This window comes from Paractinoplanes ferrugineus, assembly GCF_016862195.1.
GTDB lineage: Bacteria > Actinomycetota > Actinomycetes > Mycobacteriales > Micromonosporaceae > Actinoplanes > Actinoplanes ferrugineus.
Map to the genome: position 1 here is coordinate 161,357 of NZ_BOMM01000029.1, position 21,765 is coordinate 183,121.

General features: G+C 67.9%; 26 protein-coding genes. 16 read left to right on the forward strand and 10 right to left on the reverse strand.

The window, feature by feature from the left end; all coding sequences use genetic code 11:
* Positions 1-85 precede the first annotated feature (85 nt).
* Positions 86-862 (forward strand): Type 1 glutamine amidotransferase-like domain-containing protein, encoded by a 777-nt coding sequence (locus Afe05nite_RS16995; protein WP_203818078.1) that lies wholly within the window; start codon positions 86-88, stop codon positions 860-862.
* 7 nt (positions 863-869) lie between these two features.
* On the opposite strand, the gene Afe05nite_RS17000 is transcribed toward Afe05nite_RS16995, so the two are convergent.
* A complete protein-coding gene (locus tag Afe05nite_RS17000; protein WP_203818079.1) occupies positions 870-1,319 on the reverse strand; it encodes a winged helix DNA-binding protein in 450 nt (149 codons plus the stop codon).
* 51 nt (positions 1,320-1,370) lie between these two features.
* Between Afe05nite_RS17000 and Afe05nite_RS17005 the strand changes: the two genes are divergently transcribed.
* Positions 1,371-1,853, forward strand: a complete 483-nt coding sequence (locus Afe05nite_RS17005; RefSeq protein WP_203818080.1) for a MarR family winged helix-turn-helix transcriptional regulator — start codon at positions 1,371-1,373, stop codon at positions 1,851-1,853.
* A 231-nt stretch (positions 1,854-2,084) separates the two neighbouring features.
* Positions 2,085-2,681, forward strand: a complete 597-nt coding sequence (locus tag Afe05nite_RS17010) for a DUF3885 domain-containing protein (RefSeq protein WP_203818081.1) — start codon at positions 2,085-2,087, stop codon at positions 2,679-2,681.
* A 309-nt stretch (positions 2,682-2,990) separates the two neighbouring features.
* On the opposite strand, the gene Afe05nite_RS17015 is transcribed toward Afe05nite_RS17010, so the two are convergent.
* A complete protein-coding gene (locus Afe05nite_RS17015) occupies positions 2,991-5,492 on the reverse strand; it encodes an alpha/beta hydrolase-fold protein (RefSeq protein ID WP_203818082.1) in 2,502 nt (833 codons plus the stop codon).
* 263 nt (positions 5,493-5,755) lie between these two features.
* Here Afe05nite_RS17015 and Afe05nite_RS17020 point away from each other — a divergent pair, with 263 nt between their 5' ends.
* Both Afe05nite_RS17020 and Afe05nite_RS17025 read left to right on the forward strand, forming a co-directional pair.
* Complete coding sequence (locus Afe05nite_RS17020) at positions 5,756-6,775, forward strand: cellulose binding domain-containing protein (protein ID WP_203818083.1); 1,020 nt, start codon at positions 5,756-5,758, stop codon at positions 6,773-6,775.
* Between the two features lie 151 nt (positions 6,776-6,926).
* Positions 6,927-7,100 carry a hypothetical protein gene (locus tag Afe05nite_RS17025; protein ID WP_203818084.1) on the forward strand — a complete coding sequence of 58 codons (174 nt, stop codon included), beginning with the start codon at positions 6,927-6,929 and terminating at the stop codon, positions 7,098-7,100.
* Positions 7,101-7,113: 13 nt separating this feature from the next.
* On the opposite strand, the gene Afe05nite_RS17030 is transcribed toward Afe05nite_RS17025, so the two are convergent.
* Entirely contained in the window at positions 7,114-7,545 is a 432-nt protein-coding gene (locus Afe05nite_RS17030; protein ID WP_203818085.1) for an MmpS family transport accessory protein, read from the reverse strand.
* A 295-nt stretch (positions 7,546-7,840) separates the two neighbouring features.
* The gene (locus Afe05nite_RS17035) at positions 7,841-8,530 is read right to left on the reverse strand and encodes a hypothetical protein (RefSeq protein WP_203818086.1); all 690 of its coding nucleotides are present in this window, start codon (positions 8,528-8,530) and stop codon (positions 7,841-7,843) included.
* A 321-nt stretch (positions 8,531-8,851) separates the two neighbouring features.
* On the opposite strand from Afe05nite_RS17035, the gene Afe05nite_RS17040 reads away from it, so the two are divergent.
* The gene (locus tag Afe05nite_RS17040; protein ID WP_203818087.1) at positions 8,852-9,865 is read left to right on the forward strand and encodes a hypothetical protein; all 1,014 of its coding nucleotides are present in this window, start codon (positions 8,852-8,854) and stop codon (positions 9,863-9,865) included.
* A gap of 386 nt (positions 9,866-10,251) precedes the next feature.
* Here Afe05nite_RS17040 and Afe05nite_RS17045 read toward each other — a convergent pair whose 3' ends face one another.
* Positions 10,252-10,845: a TetR/AcrR family transcriptional regulator gene (locus Afe05nite_RS17045; RefSeq protein ID WP_203818088.1), complete on the reverse strand. Its 594-nt coding sequence runs from the start codon at positions 10,843-10,845 to the stop codon at positions 10,252-10,254.
* A gap of 107 nt (positions 10,846-10,952) precedes the next feature.
* Here Afe05nite_RS17045 and Afe05nite_RS17050 point away from each other — a divergent pair, with 107 nt between their 5' ends.
* Entirely contained in the window at positions 10,953-11,330 is a 378-nt protein-coding gene (locus Afe05nite_RS17050) for a VOC family protein (protein ID WP_203818089.1), read from the forward strand.
* An 85-nt stretch (positions 11,331-11,415) separates the two neighbouring features.
* Here Afe05nite_RS17050 and Afe05nite_RS17055 read toward each other — a convergent pair whose 3' ends face one another.
* The gene (locus Afe05nite_RS17055; protein WP_203818090.1) at positions 11,416-11,775 is read right to left on the reverse strand and encodes an ankyrin repeat domain-containing protein; all 360 of its coding nucleotides are present in this window, start codon (positions 11,773-11,775) and stop codon (positions 11,416-11,418) included.
* 50 nt (positions 11,776-11,825) lie between these two features.
* Here Afe05nite_RS17055 and Afe05nite_RS17060 point away from each other — a divergent pair, with 50 nt between their 5' ends.
* Positions 11,826-12,209, forward strand: a complete 384-nt coding sequence (locus Afe05nite_RS17060) for a VOC family protein (protein ID WP_203818091.1) — start codon at positions 11,826-11,828, stop codon at positions 12,207-12,209.
* A 69-nt stretch (positions 12,210-12,278) separates the two neighbouring features.
* Here the strand turns inward: Afe05nite_RS17060 and Afe05nite_RS17065 are convergent, their stop codons facing one another.
* Both Afe05nite_RS17065 and Afe05nite_RS17070 read right to left on the reverse strand, forming a co-directional pair.
* Positions 12,279-14,225, reverse strand: coding sequence for an NACHT domain-containing protein (locus Afe05nite_RS17065; RefSeq protein ID WP_203818092.1), 1,947 nt, complete (start codon positions 14,223-14,225; stop codon positions 12,279-12,281).
* A gap of 108 nt (positions 14,226-14,333) precedes the next feature.
* Complete coding sequence (locus Afe05nite_RS17070) at positions 14,334-15,401, reverse strand: aldo/keto reductase (RefSeq protein WP_203818093.1); 1,068 nt, start codon at positions 15,399-15,401, stop codon at positions 14,334-14,336.
* Positions 15,402-15,491: 90 nt separating this feature from the next.
* Here Afe05nite_RS17070 and Afe05nite_RS17075 point away from each other — a divergent pair, with 90 nt between their 5' ends.
* Positions 15,492-16,103: a TetR/AcrR family transcriptional regulator gene (locus tag Afe05nite_RS17075; RefSeq protein ID WP_203818094.1), complete on the forward strand. Its 612-nt coding sequence runs from the start codon at positions 15,492-15,494 to the stop codon at positions 16,101-16,103.
* 239 nt (positions 16,104-16,342) lie between these two features.
* Positions 16,343-16,756: a PPOX class F420-dependent oxidoreductase gene (locus Afe05nite_RS17080; protein WP_203818095.1), complete on the forward strand. Its 414-nt coding sequence runs from the start codon at positions 16,343-16,345 to the stop codon at positions 16,754-16,756.
* Positions 16,757-16,793: 37 nt separating this feature from the next.
* Here Afe05nite_RS17080 and Afe05nite_RS43830 read toward each other — a convergent pair whose 3' ends face one another.
* Positions 16,794-17,606 (reverse strand): hypothetical protein, encoded by an 813-nt coding sequence (locus Afe05nite_RS43830; RefSeq protein WP_239117895.1) that lies wholly within the window; start codon positions 17,604-17,606, stop codon positions 16,794-16,796.
* A gap of 214 nt (positions 17,607-17,820) precedes the next feature.
* Between Afe05nite_RS43830 and Afe05nite_RS43835 the strand changes: the two genes are divergently transcribed.
* Positions 17,821-18,090, forward strand: a complete 270-nt coding sequence (locus Afe05nite_RS43835) for an SDR family oxidoreductase (protein WP_239117896.1) — start codon at positions 17,821-17,823, stop codon at positions 18,088-18,090.
* A gap of 61 nt (positions 18,091-18,151) precedes the next feature.
* On the opposite strand, the gene Afe05nite_RS17095 is transcribed toward Afe05nite_RS43835, so the two are convergent.
* Complete coding sequence (locus Afe05nite_RS17095) at positions 18,152-18,988, reverse strand: NAD(P)H-binding protein (RefSeq protein WP_203818097.1); 837 nt, start codon at positions 18,986-18,988, stop codon at positions 18,152-18,154.
* Positions 18,989-19,096: 108 nt separating this feature from the next.
* Here Afe05nite_RS17095 and Afe05nite_RS17100 point away from each other — a divergent pair, with 108 nt between their 5' ends.
* The 5 genes from Afe05nite_RS17100 to Afe05nite_RS17120 all read left to right on the forward strand — a co-directional run bounded on the left by Afe05nite_RS17100 (position 19,097) and on the right by Afe05nite_RS17120 (position 21,571).
* Positions 19,097-19,456, forward strand: coding sequence for a winged helix-turn-helix transcriptional regulator (locus Afe05nite_RS17100; protein WP_203818098.1), 360 nt, complete (start codon positions 19,097-19,099; stop codon positions 19,454-19,456).
* Between the two features lie 92 nt (positions 19,457-19,548).
* Complete coding sequence (locus tag Afe05nite_RS17105) at positions 19,549-20,013, forward strand: YdeI/OmpD-associated family protein (protein WP_203818099.1); 465 nt, start codon at positions 19,549-19,551, stop codon at positions 20,011-20,013.
* 53 nt (positions 20,014-20,066) lie between these two features.
* Positions 20,067-20,606, forward strand: coding sequence for an NADAR family protein (locus tag Afe05nite_RS17110; RefSeq protein WP_203818100.1), 540 nt, complete (start codon positions 20,067-20,069; stop codon positions 20,604-20,606).
* A 171-nt stretch (positions 20,607-20,777) separates the two neighbouring features.
* Positions 20,778-21,068, forward strand: coding sequence for a hypothetical protein (locus Afe05nite_RS17115; RefSeq protein WP_203818101.1), 291 nt, complete (start codon positions 20,778-20,780; stop codon positions 21,066-21,068).
* On the forward strand, positions 21,065-21,571 hold the full coding sequence (locus Afe05nite_RS17120) for a hypothetical protein (RefSeq protein ID WP_203818102.1): 507 nt from the start codon (positions 21,065-21,067) through the stop codon (positions 21,569-21,571). Before Afe05nite_RS17115 ends, Afe05nite_RS17120 begins: the two co-directional genes overlap by 4 nt.
* The last annotated feature ends 194 nt before the right edge of the window (positions 21,572-21,765 follow it).

Genomic DNA, 21,765 nt, shown 5'->3' on the forward strand with positions numbered 1-21,765 from the left:
ATATGGACGCAAGACACTTCCTCCCCCGATCGGGCAGCGGCGCTCATCAACGAGTCACTGTCGTGCCGGACAGTAGGCTGACTCGATGAAGTTCCTTCTCACGTCGTCGGGCATCGCCAATCCGAGCATCTCCGACGCGCTCGTCGACCTGCTGGGCAAGCCGATCGCCGAATCCACCGCGCTGTTCGTCCCGACCGGCGTCTACCCCTTCGCCGGGGGAGCCGAGAAAGCATGGACGGCGATCCACGGCCGGGCGTCGATCCCGTTGTCCCAGCTGGGCTGGAAATCCGTAGGAATTCTGGAGCTCACCGCCCTGCCGACCATTCGCGAAGAGAACTGGGTCCCGGCCGTCCGGGAAGCCGACGCCATCCTCGTCTGGGGCGGCGACGTGCTTTACCTGACCTACTGGCTGCGCCAGTCCGGCCTGGCCGGCCTCCTGCCGTCGCTCAGTGACACGGTTTACGTGGGAGTCAGCGCCGGGAGCATCGCGGTCACCCCGTACAACTGTGATGCCGAATTCGACCTTCAATTCGTCCCCGACGGCAGCGACATGGCGCAGGGCGCCGACCGGGCGCTGGGGTTGGTGGATTTCACGCTGTATCCCCACCTCAACCACCCCGACATGGAGGACACCGAGCTGTCCCGGATCGAGAAGTGGGCCTCCGGCATCCCGGTCCCGACCTATGCCATCGACGACGACACCGCCCTGAAAGTGGTCGACGGTGCCGTCGAGGTCATTTCCGAAGGAGACTGGAAACTGCTCAACGGTGCCGGTCGTCATGACCGCGGTCAGCGGCGCCAGGCCATCGGCGCCCACGCCACCGGGATGAAGTCTGAGCAGAGTCCGCTGTGGTCGAGCTGAGACCTGTTCAGCCATCGGCCTGTCGCGCGTCCTCCAGGTTTCGGATCATGACTTGGAGGTTGGTGACCGTTCGGTCGTACTCCCGCTGGTCGATGCCGGTGGTGGCCAGTTCGCGGATGGCCGCGACATCGGTCGTCAGCGTCCCGAGAAGGTCTCGTCCGGTGCCGGTGAGCGTGACGGAATCGCCGTCCTGGTGCACGAATCCGGGTCGCTTCAGCGGTTCGATGTGTGGCTGGACGGTTTCACCGGCCGCCGGGTCGAGGAAAGGCGCCAAGCCGTCCGCGAGCTTCGCGAGGGTGGAGCCGCCGTCGGCAAGGGTATTCAATATCTGCCATTGCCGTCGACTGATTCCGCGCTCGCCCAGAGTGCGTTCGAACCGTTCCTCGATCAGCAGGTCGAGCTTGCGCAGGACGTAGCCGATCGGACGCGGACGACCTTCCCCGGTAGTTGTATTCATACAACAGTTGTAGCAGCCGTTGTCAAGTTACAACTGCTGTAGGTTGTCGTCATGAAAGGCGAGCAGGGAACGGATCAGATCATTGCCACGGCCCTCGTCCAGATCCGGCGTGACCAGCAGAGACGTCACCTCCAGCGGCGTGCCGCCGAGGGTGATTCAGCTGCGGCTTCCGCTTCGAACGCCGCCCGCTATCGCTATCTCGATGCCCTCGACGACTCCCCCGCAGGGCTGCCGATCTCGGAGATCGCCGACGCCATCGGCGTGGATCGGCCGCGCGCCAGTCGACTGACGACCCAACTGCTCGACGAGGGCTACGTCGAACGGGAGCCGGCCCCGGGCGACTCGCGGTACGCCCTGATCCGCCTCACCTCCGCGGGAGAAGAGTTCGTCGCCGGCGTCCAGGAGAACCGCCGGCGCGCCGTAGCCGAGGCACTCGCCGATTTCACCGCCGAGGAAGCGCACACGCTGGCCGAACTCTTGACGCGGTTCGTCGACGCCTGGCCACGGGACCCTGGCGCCCACACGCGGACATAGCCGGTGAGCGGATGACTCGGTCCATCCTGCGAATCATGATTGTCCACGGTCATTCGGGACTGAGCGCCGCATTCCATCCCCGTTAGGGTGCCGCACCTGCGGCCCCGAAGGGGGAAATCACGACCCCCACCGTGCGGCAGCATCGCCACAACGCCCAGTGGCTCTGGTGGTGATCGGGGATCGGTGCGCTGTCGGCAGAGTCCGCGTATCCGGACAGAGAGGAGCGAGTGGATGATCGCCGACGGCGTAGTGGACACCGTCGCGTTGTCGATGTTGTGGGATGCCCGGTGGCCGGGCTGCGCAAAGCTGCCCTATGCGATCAGAGCCGTCGGCGACCGCTGGATACGGTTTCACACGCTGCCCGGCTCCAAGCGTTACCCCGAATCCGACGCCGAGTACGAGATGGTCCTCGCCCGGTACAACATCGTCCTCGGCGAGTTGGTGACCGGCGCAACGGTGCTCGTTGCCACTGCCGGCTACTCCGACTCTTCGCAGCCATCGGAGCCATCCCGGTCACCCGAGACCCTGGCCGTACATCCACATGCGGTGTATTGGACGAGCGCCTGCATCGACGACGAGCCGGGATCAGCGAGTTGGCTGCACCTGTACGTCAGCCGATTGACCTGGTCGGCAGGGTGCCTGGATCCGTTGCTGCGCCGGGTCGCTGACGATGTGATCGCCAACGTGCTGGTGGCGGACACCGACTTGCGATGGCTGTATCACCCCTACGACGGGGGCATGGACGTGATGCTGTCCTGCACGGCCGAGCGCGACGCACTCAGGGACCGGCATCAGGACTGGTTGTCGAAGCACCCGGGCGGCTTGTGACTCGCCCTCGAAGCGTCATCGTCGACCCACCCGATGAGTACGGCCGCCGGTGGCACCCCGATCCGGCACGTCGCGTCCGGGGTCGATGGTGCTCAGCGGAGGTCGGGCCACAACCGCGTCGGGCTTGACGCCGCTGCCGAGGATGCGAGCGACCGTCGGGGGCGCCGGTGGAGTGGAAGTAGTCGGATACACCGATGATCGCGCGTGGGTCGACGTCCAGCCCCCGTGACCGGCGGGCGTCCGGAAGCCCTGGAACCGCAGCGACCGGCCCGCCCCGATCCACGGGTGGGCCGGCCGCGTGGCCCGAGGTCAGTCGATGGTCAGCGCAATGGCGTGAACCGAGCTACCCAGGTCGATCTGCAACTCGTAGGCACCGCGGGCGAGCCCCCCGGTGTCCCAGCCGAAGACGTACTCGGCCTTGCCGGCGCTGTAGCGCGCGGTGTTGTCCGCATGCTTCTGAACGGGCTTGGCCGGCACCCGGGCACCGGTCACACCGTCCTTCTTCTTCGCCAGGTAGAGACGCGGCCGCGCATCGGTGACGGTCTTGCCGGCCACGTCGGTCAGGGTGAACTTGACCGGCACGGCGCGTCCGGCTCCGACGACGTCGGAGCCGTCGCCGGCCAGTGGCGGCCGCACCCCGCCGAAGCGGTACTCAGGCGTGAAGAGCCGCGGTACGAAGTCGATCAGGTCCGCCATCCAGATGTCGAAGCCATGCGGTCCGACCCACGTGCCGGCGTACTCGTAGTGGATGCCCTGGGAGGTCAGCCACTGCATCGCGCTCTGGGTGATCGTGTACGTGAAGTCGACGTCACCGGAGTAGAACCGGGCCAGCTTGGTGCTTTCGTTGACCGCCTGGACGTCGACGGTGGGGTTGGACAGCAGGCCCCCCGAAAAGGCGCCGATGTAGGCGAACTCGCCCGGGTGGTTGAGCCAGGTGCCGAGGGTGTTGATGGCTCCCCACGACAGACCGGCGAGCGCCTGCTCATCCGAATCGGTCGAGATGTTGTACTTCTCCGCCGCGGTCGGCATCACGTGCTGGCTGAGGTCGGTCCAGAAGTCGACGCCGTTCTGGTCGGGCATGACCACGACCATCGGCTCCATCGCCCCGTGGAGGGAGAGGTTGTCGAAAATCTGCTTGGCCCGCCCGGTCTCGAGCCAGCTGCCGTAGTTCTGGCCCCCGCCGTGGTACAGGTACAGCACCGGGTAGGAGGCTTGGCGGTCAGGTTCGTAGCCTGGCGGCGTCCAGACGTACGCGTAGCGCTCTGCGCCCTGGCCTGCGTCGTACGTCATCAGCGAGACCGTGCCGCCCCGGCCTTCGGGGACGTCGGCGAGCATCGCGTCGGTCTTTCCCGGCACGAAGAGCTGTGACTCCATCACGTGGGTGTTGACGGTGTCGGCCGGGTCTTTCTTGTCGACGCCGTCGACCACGTACCGGTAGTAGTAATAGCCGTCGAGCGGTCCGACAGTGCTCCGCCAGCGACCGTCGGGCTGCTTGGCCATCGGGATCCGGAACCACTGGCCGTTCGGGGCCCAGTTGCCCCAGATCGTGACGTCCTTGGCGCCGGCCCACTGGACGCCGGTCTCGAACGTGACGATGCCGTGCGGGTCGACGTACGGGGTCGTGATCGATCCGGCCGCAGGGGCCTTGTACGGCCGGGTCAGCGGGCGGTGTCCCGCGCTGGCACCGTGACCGGCGCCCTTCTGCCCGAAGAGCCGGGCGGCGAAGTCTCGCAGGTTCTCCCGCCACGCGTCCCAGGTGCCGCCGTCGTCGGGGTTGACGCCATCGAACTCGAAATCCACTCCGGACCTCTTCAGGTCCACCAGCAGGTCGTAGTTGTCGTTGTACGACGGGTCAAGGGTGTTGCCCACGTACGTCCGCAGCAGTTCGGTGCCCTTGTTGATCGCCTTGGCCTCCGCCTTGGTGATCGAGCCGGCGGCGGATCCGGCGAAGGAGCCGACGTAGGTGAATACACCGGGATCGTCGCGGAGGATGCTGATCGCCTGCTCGGCACCGGTGCCGACACCGGCCAGCGCCTGGCTGCGGGGCCGGGACGAGATGTGGTAGCCGGCCCGCGCTGCCGGGACGATGGCGTCGAGCAGCTCGGCGCGGGGGTCGGCGGAATTGGCGTCAGCCATCACGACCACCATCGGCCTGGCGTCCCGGCCGGTGACCAGGTTGTCGAGGATCTGCTTCGCCCGGCCGAGTTCCACCCACTCACGAGCGGTCTGACCCTTACTGCTCAGCAGGTACAGGACCGGGTACGCCTCGGCCCGGGCGGCGTCGTAGCCGGGCGGCGTCCACACCACAGCGGTACGGTTCTCCCCCGCCGCCGCGCTTCTGTAGGACAGCTCCTCCACCGTCCCGCCCGCAGCGATGTCGTCCATCCACGCGACCGACTCCCCCGGCACGAAGAAGGTGTTCCAGTTCGGCTTCGACGTCACCGCCACCGGGCTTCCCGGCTGGCGGAAGGACACCTTCGACCGGTCCGGCATGGTCGCGGTGTACTGGTAGTAGTACAGCCCGGGCTCGAGCGGACCGACGTTCGCGGCGTAGTCCGAGCCACTCGGGTCGAGCGCGAGCGCCGACCAGGTGCCGCTCGGGCCGATGTTCGCCTCCAGTTCGAGCGTTGCCGGCGTTCCGCCGACGATGCTGCTGACCTGCGACTGCGGCACCTTGAAATAGTGATAGACGTCGTCGTTGGAATGCCATGTGTCGGTCGCGGCAGCCGCCGGGGCGGCCGCGATGGCTGACACCGCCAAAGCCGCGGCGGCGACCAGGCTGGTCATTCGGAAGCCACTGCTGTGTGACATCGCGTCGCTGCTCCTCTCAGAGCATCAAGGCCTCCCGCAACGCAGGCACGCGCCTCACCATCGAGATCAGCCACCGAGACGTTCTTGACAGCCGCGCCAGCGCGCATTCATGTTCGTCAATACATTTCCTACACCGGCGCCGAGCGGATGACAAGCTCCCGCGCATCGGGTCCGTCGGGTCACGGAGAAACCTCAACCGCAGCGCATTCCGCATGCTGACACACCGCATCCTGAATCACCTCCAGCATGTAACGTGCATTGACATGAGTCGATCTGTTTCGCGCGTGTCCGCGATCCTGACCGCACTGGTGGCCGGACTGGCGACGATCATGCTCACTCCGGGACCCGCCCAGGCCGCGACCGCCGCGTTCCTGACGGAGAGCGCCTGGGCCACCGGCTATGTGGGCAGGATGACGGTGACCAACGACGGCGCGGACCGCATGGCGGCTTGGCGGGTGGAGTTCGACCTGCCGGACGGCACCACGCTCGACCACAGCTGGAACGCCGTGGTGACCCGGATCGGTACGCACTACGTCATCACCGGCGCCTCGTGGAACGCGAGTCTCGACCCGGGCGGGTCGACGTCCTTCGGCTGGATCGCTTCCGGTACCGGCGTGCCGCAGTCGTGCCTGCTCAACGGCGGGTCGTGTGCCGGCGGTCCAACCGTCCGCGACGCCCGGCCGCCCAGCACACCGGCCAACTTCCGCAGCGAAACGCAGGGCAGCACCTTCACCCTGCGCTGGGATGCGTCGACTGACGACACCGGCGTCGTCGGTTACGAGATCTCCACCGGCACCGGCTCGGGCCCGATCGCCACGGTGACCACCACCAGCCACAGCATGTCGATACCACCGCCGATGGCGATGACCTTCGGAGTACGGGCGATCGACGCGGCCGGCAACCGTTCCCCGTTCGCGACCCTGGGCCTGGGCACCCCACCGGACGTCACCCCACCCGGCCCGGCGACGAACCTCAGACTCGTCAGCCCGAGCGGCGGCTATTTCACCGCCCAGTGGGATGCTCCCCGGGACGACCAGTTCGTCGCCGGCTACGAGATCGCGGTGGACGGCGCGGTCGTCAGTCGGGTCGGCGGCACCACGGCACCGGTGCGGCTCGGCTTCGGGACATACTTCGTCAGCGTTCGCGCCTTCGACGGCGCCGGCAACCTCTCCCCTTCGACGCAGATCATGATCTCGATCGACCCGGGTCCCAGCTCCTCGGCCAGCTCCAAAGCCGCACCCCATGCGGGACCGACATCCTCCGTGAACACGGCGTCGAGGTGACCGGCGGGTAGCTTTCTCATCGACTGCCCACCGCTGGTTGGTGTGGCTCAGATGTGGCATGCGTGCCGCCGGTCACCGTGGCGCGGAGAGGCTCCAGGGCGCTGCCCTCCTCGCCGGATTCAGTCCTGGTTCGATCGAGGAAGAGGCAGGCATGGGGCAGGTCATCATCGGTATGGATCCGCACAAGCGGTCCACGACCATCGAGATCATCAACGACGGCGAGAAAGTACTGATCAAGCAGATGCTGGCCGCTGCCCTTCCAGCATCGGTGGTCCGCCAGATTCACGCCTTGTCTGCGGCCGATCCGGATGCCGCGAGTTCGTGAGTCGATGTGTTGCCTAGCTTTTGGGCATATTCTCCATGCAGGCTGCGACCTTCTTGGAGGTGCGTTCGACGGTCACCTCGCCGGCGACGATGATCCGACAGATTGCTTCGTCATCGTCGGTGGTCATGACCAGTAGCGTCTTTGACATCTCGGCCTGGTCGTCCGTCGCGGGCAGCGAGATCGACCACGGGGTCTTTGCCTCGGCGACTTGATGACGCTCGTCACTCCCGACGTACCAGTTGATCAGCGGCGCCTTGCCGCTCCTCGTCTCTGCCTCGAACCGGATGCCCCGGTTGTCATCCGCTTTGTTCCGGCCCACGGCGATGGCTGCTACCACCCCGGCCGATGCGAACAGCGCCAGACCCGCCGCGAGGTAGACCGCTCGGCGGGCTCGCCGCGGCCGAGGCGCAATCAGGGAAGGTTCGGCGCCGCCGAGATCTGGCATCGGCGCAGCATAGAGCATCGCCGATCGCTTCCCACTTGGGGGCGGATCACGAATAGGGCCAATGTCAGTGAAGCCAGCGAACGGATCGGCGCGGCGAGCTCATCCTTCTCCCGACAGCGGCAGCGACATCGCCGCCCGGGAACAGCACACAGTGTTCAATTGCGCTGTTCCCGGCACGACCACGCATCGGTCCCGGCCGTCTTGAGTCACACACCGCGGAGGTCCCCAACGAGCCGTCACGCACGGACGGCGGCTACTTGTGGATGCGGAACCGCAAGTATGGCCGCGGGTGCCCCTATCGAAGGGGTTCGTCGATGAGCCAGGTCGTCACGACGGTCGGCACAGGGCTCATGCCACGTCCGTCAGCCGCCAGTCGTGCTTCGAAGCCGTTGATGCACACGAGTCGCTCATCATCGCTCCACCACCCCACCGAGAATCCGCTCGCCGAGTTCACCGGCCGTAGGCCCGGATGACGAGCACGGAGAGCGGTCAGGTGGGCATTGGCATCCGATGGCATCTCCGCGGACAGGAGCCGTTGCTGGCGGGCGTGATGGAGTAGGGCATCACACTCCAGAAAGTGATCAAGCGAGGGAAAAGCCGGCACATCCACGTGCAGGAAGCCGAACCACACCGCTTCGTCGGGCCGCACAAATCCACTGCGACAACCGTCGGGCGTGGCGTCCATGACGGCGTACTCAAAGACAACCTGCCCTGTATCGCGATCCACCTCGAACGCGGGCTCGAACACGATCTCGGCTCCGCGGAAGTGGCTGAAGTAGGTCAACCCCGAATATCGATGCTGGATACGCCGGAAGGTGGCCAGGACGCTCTCGTCGCCGTATCCGAGCACCGACCGCATCACAGCCCGGCACTCGTCATCACTCGGTCCTGGCTCAACAGGCAGTACCCGCGCGTGCGCAGTCAAGAAATCCTGCGCACGCGCGCCCAGCGGCGAAGGGTAGACAAGGACGTGCGCGTGCGACATCAGCCCATTCTCCGACACGGTGAGGCATGCGCGACCATTAGCTCAAGTTCGCTTCTCGGCAAAGTCGGATGCCGACGCGACCACGTCCGGCTCCGGCGCGTGACGTGGTCGGCGACGGCCGGCGCGCCCGCACTGCGGCAGTTGAGGACCTCGGCGCGAAATCCGGTAACGTACTTACGATCGATCGCAGGATTCAGCTGAGACGGTTATCAGCTCGTCTCAGGTCCGCAACAGCCATAGACGCGGATTATGCGACGCATGACCACTGGCCCACCAAAGGTGCGCTACCCAACCGACTCCCGACTATCCGGATCAGGTTCGATGCGCGGGCGGTTCAACGGGCCGACCCTGATCGGCTACGCAGCCTTTCTCGCGCTTCTGCTGTACGGGCTCGCCCACGTTTACTGGGCGTCCGGCGGGGGCGGCTTCCCGTTCGGCGCCGACGACGCCAACCCGGAGTATTCGGCCTTCCAGCACGTCGGCCGGGGGCAGCTGGCGCCGTGGATCGCGGTCTGGTTCCTAGGCAGTGCAGCGGTCGCGTTCCTCATGGCGCTACCGCGCCGGCGGCGGATTCCCACCGGGGTGCTGGTCGGCCCCTCGGTGTTGTCGGCGGCCGTGGTGTTCTTCACGCTGGCCGACTTTCGGATCCTCGGCAACCTCGCCTACGTCTTCATGCTGAGGTTCGGCGCGATCAACTGGACCGTGATCAACCAGCTGTTCGCGGTGGCATCGGTCGGCCTCATGGTCGCGTCGGCGGTCATCTACCAGCGCCGCACGTCCGGCGCGTGCACCCGCTGCGGGCGGTCCGATTCCGACGCCGGCTGGACCTCGCGGGAGTCCGCCGCCCGCTGGGGCAAGAAAGCCGCGTACACGGCCGTCGTCGTCCCGTTGATCTACGCCAGCACCCGGTGGGCCTGGGCGCTGGGCTTCCCGCTCGGCATCTCCGACCAGCTGTGGCAGGAGGGGAAGAAGGACCACCTGTGGATCCTCGGCGCTGCGCTGGCCACCATGGGAGCGCTCGGCTCGCTGCTCACTCTGGGCCTGGTGCAGCGCTGGGGTGAGATCTTCCCCCGGTGGATGGTAGGCCTGCGGGGCCGGCGGGTACCGCTGCTGCTCGCCATCATCCCGGCCGTCCTGGTGTCCATCATGGTGACGATCGCCGGGGTCATGTACATCCGCCTGCACTTCCAGGGGGCCTTCGACAACGAGAAGGACGACTGGGGAGCCACCGTCCCGGAGACGATCTGGCCGGTGTGGGGCCTCGCCCTGGCAGCCGCCACGCTCGCCTACTACTTCCGGCGCCGCGGCATCTGCAAGCGATGCGGCCGCGGCTGAGAAGCGGAAGTCCCGACACCAGACCCGCTGGTTCCGGTCCTTTCGCCTCTCCAGTACATAGAGAAACTTCGAGATCAGACATCCGCTTCTCGGCAGATCCGCGCACCCGCGCCCGAGTGGTTTCATGATCGCTTGTACGCACCGTGAGTGGGCACCCGGCGAACCATCGGCGCCATCCACCGGGCAAGATCCGCCACTGGTGCCGGCTCTCACGAACACCGCGGCGACCGGTGTCAGCAGAGTGGTGCTGAAAGTCGCGAACGTCTAGCGCCCAATCTCGCGAACGAAGCCATGCCGCAGGAGCCTGATCCCGATCTGGCTCAGTATCGGCAGAACCCGACACTCGCGCTCGAAGTTGTGGGGCTGGCGTGAGCAGTGCCTACGCCTCATGTCGAGCGATCCTGCACGCCGAAATGGCTGAGGGCGTCCTCGACGACGCGCCGGACGAACGCGACGTCCAGCGGCTCGCGGGAGAACCAGCGACGGTAGAACAGCGGGCCGGCGACGACGGCGCCGACGTCGGCCGGTCCACGGTCCGCGGCGAGCTCGCCCCGGGCCTGCGCCCGTTCGGTCACGACACCGAACGGAGCCATCAACCGGGCATGCAGACGCGCATGGAGCTCGGCCAGCTCGGGCTCACGTTCGGCGGCATCCACGATGGAGGGCAGGACCGCCGCCCAGCGGGCGCTGCGCAGCTGCTCGGCCAACTCCTCGACCAAGGCGGCGAGATCTGCGCCGAAGCTACCGGTGTCGGGAACCGGTGGCGCCGACCCGATGGTCGAGCATGCCTCGACCAGCAGCGCGGCCCGCGACGGCCAGTGCCGGTAGATCGTCGTCTTGGATACGCCGGAACGCCGCGACACCTCGTCGATACTGACGCCGCCGATCCCACCGGCCGACAACAGCTCGTACGTCTGGGCGAGCACCGCCGCCTTTGACCGCTGGACTCGGGCGTCGACGACGTCCCCGGATCGGGCCACGTTGCGCTCTCCCTGATCTCTTCACCGACTAAACAGTACGGTACTGTACCGTACTGTTTCGTGGAGCCGGGTCGCCCCGGGCCACCGAGAACATCTGGGAGAACGACATGAAGCTCGCCTCGGTCCGCCTCGTCACCGACGACCTGCCCGCCCTGACCGCCTTCTACGCCGCGCTCACGAACACCGAACCGGTGACCCCGTTCGGGCCCGACGACTACGCCGAACTGCACCCCAAGGGCAGCATCATCGCGCTGGCCACCGCCGCCGCGGTGCAGCGTTACAACAACGGCGCGGCCGACGCCGCCGCCAACCGGTCCGCGATCCTCGAATTCGAGGTCGACGACGTCGACGCCGAACGCGCCCGCCTGAGCGAGCAGGTCACCGACTGGGTGCAGGAACCCACCACCCAGCCGTGGGGCTACCGCTCGATGCTGTTGCGCGACCCCGACGGCAACCTCCTCAACCTCTACTCCACCGGCCACTGAGACGGTGCGGCAGTCCGGTCGCCGTTCGCGTCGCTGGTCAAGGGGCACCCGTGAGCAGGGCAAGGGCGCTCTGGTGACCACCGACCTAGGCCCACTCCACTGCCGTACGGCCGGAACCGTGGTCCTCGCGCAGGTCCGGGTCGGCACCGGCCGCCAGTAATTCGCGAACCGCATCGACATGCCCCCAGCACGCCGCGCCGCACAACGGCAGCCCTTCCTCGCCGGTACCGCTCTCGGCATTCGGATCGGCGCCGGCGTCCAGCAGCGCCCGTACGTTGTCGGCCCGGCCCTGCACGCTCGCGCGGTACAGCGGCGTCGCCCCGTCCGGGCCGGCCCGGTTCGGGTCAGCACCGTCCCGCACGAGCCCGACGACACGCCCGACGCCGGCCCAGCCCGCCGCCTCGGTGAGACGCTGCTGCAATTTCTTTCGGCGCCGCCTGTTCACCGCCCCATTGTGAACTCACCAGGTTTTGCATAGTCGCTAAGTTCGGTGCCATGCGGACATCCGGCCGGTTCGCCGGCGTGACGATCGACTGTCGGGACCCGCGGAAGCTCGCCGATTTCTGGTCCGCGGTGCTCGGCGGACGAGTGACCGAGTCCCTTCCCGGCTGGCGGCGGGTCACTGTCGACGACGGCCTGCCGGTATTGACGTTCCAGCCGGTCCCGGAACCTAAAATCGGCAAGACCCGACTGCATCTGGACGTCGCCGTCCCGGACGCCGGCGAAGCAGTGGATCGGATCGAAGCCCTGGGCGGTCGCTGGACCGGCGAACGGCACGACTACCCCGAAGGCACCGTCCTCGTGATGACCGACCCGGAGACCAACGAGTTCTGCATCGTCCAGTACTACAACGCCGTATCTGATCGGCTTGCCGATTGAACACCTTGTCAGCGACACGACGACAATCGCGCCTCGTAGATCACCGTTTTCTCGAAGGACTTTGCTGAGCTATCCGCTGCTGCGGCGCTGATTCGTTGCGTCTGCGAGGCTTTCCTGGAGGCGGTTGTGGCGGAATTGGTAGACGCCGCCACATTGGCGCAGCACTCCCCGGTCGTGGGCCTCACGGAGGAAGCGAACGAGCCGTATCGGCGCGCGACGCCGGGCGGCGAGCATCAGCCGGGCCAGCCCGAATCGGCCCCACGCGCTGTTGAACGCGAACGCCGGCATGATCGTCGCCCACACCACTGGCCCGGCCCACCATTCCGCAGATGCGGCGGCAAACATCGTCGCCCAGAGCAAGGCGAACGCGGCCGCCCCCGCCAGGGACGCCAGCCGGTCCCGGCTCAACAGCGCGGTCGGACTGACGGCTCGCTGCTCGTCGCCGTGCTGGTGGATCAGGCCGAGCCACAGTCCGAAACCAACGGCGAGCACAACCCCCAACGCCAGCCCGATGCCGCGGAACACCCCCATCGCGAAGCCGATCGAGAAGCCCATGATCAGCCCCATCTTGAGCCCCAGTGGGTCGAGCCGTCGCGAGAGCGCACGGCGGGGTGGGCGCCCCCTGGAGCCGCCCACGATCAGGGCGCCGGCGAGCGCCCCGACCCAAGCGCTCGACAACCCGTAGGGCACACCGATGGTCAACCCGCCCAACAGCCCGAACGCTGTCATCGCCACCACCGTGAACTGCCGAGTCGACACGCCTACTTCCAGCCGCCACCAGGCCAGGTCGTAAGTGCCACGATCATGCAGTTGGCGAGCGAGTACGGTGAGCCACTGCCGGGCCTCGTCCGCCGAGGGCTGGTCACGGGCGGCGCACCCGCCGACCGACGCGGTATAGACCGCCGGGATGAGCTGATCCAGCAGCCGTTCCTCGATGCCGTCACGAGTAGCGGCCCAGTCAGCGGTCCGCAGTTCGTCCGGATCGGTGGCGCGCTGCCGGTAGACGTTGCGGGCGAGCCACACCGTGAGCGGCGTCGACAGGGCGACAGCCAGGGGCGACGTCTTGTCATCCGTCAGGTGCTTGACCACCCGATCCCAGCGGGGCACCGGATCATCGGTGCCGCTGACCAGATACTGCACGACATCGGTCGAATTCAATTCCTGAAGTTCAACGACGGGGGTACGGCTCAGGGTCGTCGTCGACTTCACCACCTCCTCGTACACGTCGGTGCGGCAGGTCATCACGAGTTGCCGGCCACGATCGACGACCGTCCCGATGGCGCGCAGCGCGTCCCCGTGCTCGGCGCCGAGCTCGTCGAAGCCGTCCAGAACAGGCAGGATCCGACCGCCGAGCACCAGCTCCTCGGCTAGAGAGCGCCTCGACCCGTCCGGCCCCTCGATGGTCCGGGCGAGGGCCTCATTGTCGTCGGCGAGCCGCAGGGCGATCCAGTTGTCCAGCGGCTGCGCCGGGTCCCAGCCGGCCAGCGACAGCAGCACAGGAACAGGTTCCCGGTCCGGACCGGTGGCGGTCTGCCGGCGTCGCTCGCGGTCCCCCAGCAACTGCAACGTGAGCTGCAGCGCCAGCATCGACTTGCCACTGCCGGGCGCTCCGAGGATGACCAGCCGCCGCACGGATTCGGGACCGGTGAACAGGTCGGCGAGCTGGCCGTGCTCGCCGGCGAGGGGGATCGGGTCCGCGTCCGGGCGGCCCACAATGGCGGCCCAAGTGGTCATTACCGCCCGGGCGCGATCGCTGACCTCGAAGCGCACGGGCAGCGGCCACGGATTGGGCATCTCCCGCGCGGCCGCCTCGGTACGCCACTGCTCCGCCTGCGCCTCGGCCAAGGCCACGACGGCCGCCTCGATCTGGGCCGGCGTCACAGCTCGGGAGGCCGTGCCGGCGGTGTTCAGCCATTTGGCGAGGCTCAGCAACGCGATGGCCAGGCCAAGTCCGAAGCCGAGTGAACTCGACCACTGGTCGGCGTCTTCCAGGCCGGTCGACGCGAGCAGCGCCATGACGCCGACGAAGACGACGGGCAGCGCGGCCCGGGTGGTCTTCCGCCATCCTCGGGGACGTCTCCACCGCGTCGGCATCCGGCCATTATGGCCGTGAGTGACACCCCGTCACACCCTCGATGTGCGTCCCGCGGCGTTGTTCGCGACCGGCGAAGGGTTGAGCCGGGCGAAGCCCTCCTGCCGCTGATAAGGGAAGTACGGGTACGGCGCGGTGCGCGTGCTCGCAGCGTCGAGTCGGGACGCCTGTTCGGGCGTGAGCGACCAGCCGACGGCAGCGATGTTCTGCCGCAGTTGCGCCTCGTTGCGGGCGCCGATGATGACGGTGGCCACCGTGGGTCGTCGCAGCAACCAGTTGAGCGCGATCTGCGGCACCGCCCTGCCGGTTTCCCGGGACAGTTCTTCGAGGACGTCCACGATGCCGAACAGGTGCTCGTCGTCGACCGGCGGACCGAACGAGGCGGTCTCGTGCAGCCGGCTCGTGGCCGGTGGCGGTGTATCGCGGCGGATCTTGCCGGTGAGCCGACCCCAGCCGAGCGGGCTCCACACCACGGCTCCCACGCCCTGGTCGAGGCCCAGGGGCAGCAGTTCCCACTCATAGTCCCGGCCGACCAGGGAGTAGTAGACCTGGTGTGCCACGTACCGGGAGCGGTGGTCCCGATCGGCGGCGGCGAGGGACTTCATCAGCTGCCAGCCCGCGAAGTTGGAGACGCCGAGGTAGCGGATCTTCCCCTGCCGTACCAGATCGTCAAGCGTCGCGACGACCTCCTCGACGGGTGTGGCAGCGTCGAAAGCATGCAGCTGGAAAAGGTCGATGTAGTCGGTACCGAGCCGGCGCAGCGCCGCCTCGACCGAGTGAATGAGCCGGGCGCGTGAGGTTCCCGCGTCGTTCGGTCCGTCGCCGGTCGGCAGGCCGCTCTTGGTCGAGATCAGGACGGCGTCGCGCCGGCCTTTGATCGCCTGCCCCAGCACCTCCTCGGAGGCGCCCTCGGAATACACGTCCGCGGTGTCGAACATGTTGATCCCGGCTTCCAGGCAGATGTCCACGAGGCCTCGTGCCTCGCGGGCGTCCGTGCTGCCCCAGGCGCTGAACAGCGGTCCGGAGCCGCCGAAGGTGCCGGCGCCGAAGCTGAGGGCGGGCACGGTGAGTCCGGATGCCCCGAGTCGTCGGTATTCCATGATCACAACCTTCATTAAAGGGACTGCGGTTCCGTTAAGGTGCCGGTTACGCTAGCAGCCGTACGCGATTAAGGGAACTGGAGGCCCGTTATGGCCGTGGGTGGCACCCGACCCGGAGGGCGGACCGCCCGCGTCCGCACCGCCGTGCTCAACGCCGCGGGTGACGCGCTCGTAGAGCACGGCTTCGACCGCCTCGACCTTGCCGACGTGGCGCGCCGTGCCGAGGTGGGCAAGACGACGGTCTACCGTCGCTGGGGCACGGTCACCGGCCTCGTCGCCGACCTGCTCGCGGACATGGCGGAGCAGTCGCTGCCGCGAACCGACAACGGGTCACTGATCGAGGATCTACGCGCCAACGCCCGGCTCGTGCAACGCACCCTGGTCGATCAGCGTCAGGGTGCCCTGTTCCGAGCGGTCATCGTCGCCGCGACCTGCGACTCCCGCGCCGCCGAGGCCCTGCACCACTTCTACGCCGTCCGCATCGCCGAGTGGACCCCCTGCGTCGAGCAGGCCATCCAGCGCGCGGAACTTCCCCCGGGCACCGACCCGGCCGAGGTCATTCGCGCCGTCTCCGCACCGCTCTACTACCGCCTGCTTCTCAGCGGAGACCCGATCGACGACGCCACGGCGGAACGGGCTGCCCAAGCAGCAGCGGCAGCCGCCCGCGCCGGCGTCTACACAACCGCCGGCGACTCACGCTGAGGCGCTACCCGTCCCGGAACCATCCGACCACCGGAGCGTTGACGTAGCCGTCCATAAGCTCAGGCGGCCAGCGGTCACGCAGATCCTTCAACCCGATATCCGGGTGTGCCGCGAGGCGTGTACGCAGCGCCCGACACAGCGGTACGGCAGGTGATCGCCGATCAGGTGAATCCGTTGCGAGAATCACCCGCCACAACGCCGGGGCGGAGGAAACGCCGGGCAGTCGATAGCGTGTCCCCATGCGGCTTCCCGATTCTCTGCACGCCCTGGTGACCTCCGGCCCGTTGGTCCATCTCAGCACCGTCAACCCCGACGGCAGCCCGCAGGTGAGCGTCATCTGGATCGGTCTCGACGGAGACGACCTGGTCAGCGGCCACATGTCCCGGTACGCCAAGCTACGCAACATCGAACGCGATCCACGAGTGGCACTCTCTTTCGAGGCGCCTCGGGATCCTGAGGCCGTCCTGAGTCCGTACGCGGTCATCCACGCGCGAGCGACGGTCGAGCCGAGCGAGCAGGCGTGGGATCTGCTCGACGACCTCACCAAGATCTACATGGGGCCGGACCAGACCTTCCCCGCTCCGAAGGGGCCGGGATACATCATCCGCTACCGGATCGAGCGTGTCGGCGGCGTCGGACCTTGGGCCGGCTGAGGGCACGCCTACGCGTGCGCTGCGCTCTACGGGGCATTCACGACGGCGTTGTGGGGCGCTCCGACACCTTGGCCTCGACAGCCAGTTCCTTGTGCGTGTCGCATACCAGCGCACCCCGCTGAGAGTTGCGGCAGCGGTCATTCGGCGGCGCGACTCTTCTCGCTACGCATTGGTAAAGACTGTCTTTGGCGGCGTAGACCTCGGAGAGAGCACCTTCGGGGATCACGAACGACCTCGGCGGCTCCGGTGCCTTCGCGATCGCAGCCGCGTGCGCGGTGGTCGGGGCTCGTCCGGGGGGCGACAAACTGCGGCCGTCCCCGACCGCGATCTGCGGTCGGGGGATCTTGAACAGCTTCTGTGACTCCGGGGTCTTCGCGATCGCAGCCACGTGCGCGGTGGTCGGGGCTCGTCCGGGCAGCGACACGCTGCGACGGTCCCCGATCACTACCTCGGAGAAACTCTCGCCGACGGCAAGCAGGGCCGGCGGAATGTGCTGCTGGGTGTGAGCGGCGATGTAGAGCGCGGCCATCGAGTACGTGCCCGGCGGAACGTGGAATCGGTACCAGCCACCGAGCCGGACCCGCGTCATCCAGGTCGCCGCGTCCTCGGTGATCCCCCAGGGGCCGCCGTGCATGAGGATCAACACACTTGGCATCTGGGTCGGCGAACGGTGGGATGCGAGCCCGAGCTTGAGCCCGACCGAGGCGTACGTGCCGCCGCCCATCTCCACTCCGTTCGGTCCGACCCGTCCCAACTGCACGTCGGTAGGCCTGAGCCAGCGCTGCGGCTCGACCACGGCCACGCCCAGGTCGAGGATCTGCGCCACCGCAGCGAGCGACTCGAGTACCACCTACCTACCTCCTCCGGCACCGGTTGTTCCCAATAGTTGCATTAGCGGTGTACTCGCGCTCCTGGCCGTTTGGTGGAGTCGGCAGGCCGAACCGGAGGTCACACCGGACACTCGTGCTGGGCATAGCAACAGCGAGGCGACGCGACTTGAAACCTCAGAAAGACCACCACGACGTCGTCGTGAAGTACGCCGCGTTCCAGGCGGCGGCCTGCCAATGAGCCACCGCCGCTCGCCCCTCAACGTCCTGGTCCCCGGCCCGACCGACCCGCCGGGCCTGCGCAGCATCGCCGGCGACGACCAGACCCAGGTCGCCGCCCTCCTGACGCGGATGGCCGCCTCCACCGCCCTGCGCCGGGTCGCCGACCCCGCTGAGATCGCGCAGGCGGCGCTGTTCCTCGCCGGCGACCGATCCAGCTTCCTGACCGGCAGCGAACTGTTCGCCGACGGCGGCGAGGTTCAGGGGTTCCCCGCCGCCGTCCAGTGAGCCCATTCCGATCCTGCGTAGCGGGTTACCCACGCCGGGCAACCGCTCATCCGGCGGAGGGTCAGCGGAAGGCACCGATGTTGCGGACGGCCCAGGCGGCGAAGGGCTTCGGGGGCCGGCCCAGCACGTCCGTCACGTCGGGGCTGATTCGCTGCTCGCGTACGGTCGGTGCGCCGAGGATCGCCAGCGTGCCGTCCACCACCGGCGGAGGCATGAACGCCAGCATCTGTCGGCGGGCGTCGTCCGGCGACTGCTCGACGAAGTGGATCGGCTCGCCGAGGGCGGCGGCGAGATCCGCGGCGCGTTGGCGTGGCGTGCGCAGCTCCGGGCCGGTCAGCTCGTACGTGTGCCCGTCGTGTCCGCCCTGCAGCGCCTTCGCGGCCACCTCGGCGATGTCGTCAGGGTCGATCACCGGGAGGCCGACGTCGCCGAAGGGTGCGACCACCGTCCGGTCGGACCGAACCGAGTCGGCCCAGGCGAACGCATTGGCGGCGAAACCGCCGGGACGCAGGATCGTCCAGGCGAAACCGGACTGACGTACGAGATCCTCGATGGCCTGCAGCGGAGCGTGCGAGGCCGTCCCCGGCCGGGTCCCGACGGCCTGTGAGGATTGCAGCACGATCCGCTTGACCCCGGCCTCGGCCGCCACTTTGCGGATCGCGGGCCCGTCAAGGTTCGCGCCCGCGCCTTCTACCAGCAGGAACATGGCTTCGGCACCGGCAAGTGCCCGACGCAGGCTCGCCGGGTCCTCGAGGTCCGCGCGGTGGTGGCGAACTCCGTCCGGTACGACGACCGGGCGTCGTCCGCGCGATACAGCCGTGACCTCGGCGCCCGACTTCGCCAGGATCGACGACAGCGCCCGGCCGACGTTGCCGGTGGCTCCTGTTACGACAAACATGTCTCGTCCCCCGTTCAGCCGCGTCGCTCGCGCGGTCGAGTGGGGACGGTAGTAGCTTTCGTATAGTAGGTACCTAGAGGATAGTAAGGACTTTGTGGCGGAGGGCACATGCAGCGATCAGCGGACCCCGAGATCGCGTGTCCGGTCGCGCCGGTCGTCGACATCGTGTTCAGCCGGTGGACGACCCCGGTCCTGTGGGCCCTGCACGAGTACGGTCGGCAGCGATTCGTGGAGCTGGAACGCCGGCTGACCAGCATCACGCCGAAGGTGCTCACCCAGCGGCTACGCCAGCTGGAACGCGACGGACTCGTGGCGCGCACCTACTACGCCGGAGTGCCACCCCGAGTCGAGTACGAGATCACCGATCTGGGCGCCAGCCTCGGCCCGCTCTTCGCTCACCTGGCCACCTGGGCCGACGCCCACCTTCCGGCGGTGGAGCGGGCACGAAGCGCCTACGACAGCAGATAGCCGGCCCGCAACCGGTCGAGCACGGCGACCCCGCCGCTTCGGACGACCTTCGGGAGACGCCCGCGACCAGGAATGCTGGCAGTATCGGTGGCATGAAGTCCCAACACTTCGTCGCCCGGGTCACCGCGGGGCCGGGCGGCAAGCTGCTGGTGCCGGTCCCGTTCGACCCCGACTCGGTCTGGGGCACCAAACCCCGCCACCACGTCGCCGGCACCGTCGACGGCGCCCGGATGCGGGCGGTCGTGGAAGCCGCCGGCGACGGCTTCGGGTTCACCCTCGGCCCGAAATCGCCGGGCGTTCGCGGACTGGCCGCCGGTGTCGAGGTCACGGTGGACATCGCCCCGGAAGGGCCGCAACGCGAGGACCTCGCCGACGACGTCGCCGCGGCCTTGGCCGCCGATCCCGAGGCCGGGGCGTTCTTCGACTCGCTCGCGCAGTTCTACCGCCGGGCCTACCTACGCTGGATCGACGCGACCAAACGCCGGCCCGAACAGCGCGCCGAACGCATCGCGGAAATGGTGGAGCTGCTCAAAGCCGGTACGAAGGCCCGCCCTTGACGCCGCCATGATCGCAGTAAGACTGTCGTACCCCGGCCGTAATGTGCCCGGGTGTGACAACGGTCGAGGATCGGTTGTACTACTTCTCCGGCTCGGCGGACCGGCCGCCTGGGCAGGGAGCCCATGAGCAAGTCGCGGACGCGGCCCGCTATGCCGAGTTGGCGGGCGTGCGGCACTGGCGCCGGATGCTGTCGAACTTCTGGCCGGCGCAGTTCGTGCTGGGCGAGCGCACCTATGGCACCGTCGAGCACGCGTTCCAGGCGGCGAAGATCGCTGTGGTCGACCCGGGGCCGGCCGAGCGGTTCGCGCTGGAGAGCGGCGACGAACTGGCATACGGCGACGGCGCCACAGCACGCCGGCACCGCAAGCTTGTGCTGCTGGACGACGAGCAGCTGCGCCGGTGGGATCAGCTCAAGGACGCCGTGATGCGGGACGCGATGCGCGCCAAATTCAACCAGCATCAACCATTGCGTACGGTGCTGCTGGCGACCCGGACGGCGCGGCTCTGGCACGGCACCGGTCGTGGGCAGCCACCCACCCGAATCCACGACCTGGAGACCATCCGGGACGAGCTGCTGCCCGGACATCCTTGAACTTGTCAACACGGGTGCCGTCACCGGTCAAGCAGCGCGTCGAAGGTTGACCGCGATCGGTTCGCTCTCGCCGGCCGAACCCAGCTTCCTTTGATCAACTACGCTTGCCCTGTGGTTGAACGCGTTCAAGTTAGCTTGAGTAGCCGGGTTGGTGTCCTTCTCGGTTCGATCGTGGTGGTTCGTCCGGGCACAGCGCTGGCGACGTTGTTCGTGTGCGGCCCGCTGCCGGGTTTCGCGGACGTACTGCTGCTCGCCTCATCAGATTTGTGGCTTGCCGTCGAGTCCCTCGCCGCCGCTGTCCTGATCCTGGCCGGCATCGGATGCCGTTGCTGGTCGGGTCTGGGCGACGTCCGCCCGTTGTCGCCGGTAGCGCTGCTGACCGGTCCCGTCCTGGTGGCGAACACCGTTGTGCCGATCATCATGGGTATCCGGGTGGCGAGACGCGTGGCGGTCGGCGCATGACGGCGGCGGTTGCTCTGCGCCGGTGGGCGGTATCGACGATCGTCGCCGCGGTGCTGATCCGCGCCGTGACGAGTGTGTTCACGTTCTTCATGGTCGGGCCGTTGACGGGATTTGTCCTGACGTGGTGGTACGGCTCCGGGGCGGGTCTGGGTCTGCTGGTCGTGGAGTACTTCGCCGCGGTTGTCGCCGCGCTCGCCGGGATCGTCGGCGCCGCCCAGGCAGCGACCGGAGGCCACGCGGCGATCCGCCGTGCCACCGCGCTCGGCTGGGTCCTGCTGGCCGACATCGCCACGTACGTGGGGTCCGCGACGGTCCCCGCGATGGTTTACGGCGACTGGTCAGCACTCGCCGGCGGGGCGTACCTACTGATCGTGGGCCCGAACCTGGCGCTGGCCGCCGCTGCGGGGATGATCGTGCGGCGAGGCAGAGACGCGAAACGCCAGCAGGTTCTGCTGGCCGGTCCGTACCGGCGCAAGCCACGCCTATCGCAACTCGACTGGTAGGTCCAACGCCGTTCAGTTGAGCGTGGTCAGCGCTGGTCACCCCAGAACCAGGAATCGTCACGGTATCCGCGGGCGTCCTCGGGCCTGGCCGTCCCGGCGAGTTGACCAAGCTCGTCCCGTTCGACATGGTCGCCGAAGCCTCGATCATGGCCCCTCACTCAAGCAGGATCAATATTCCGTATAGCAAGGGTCGT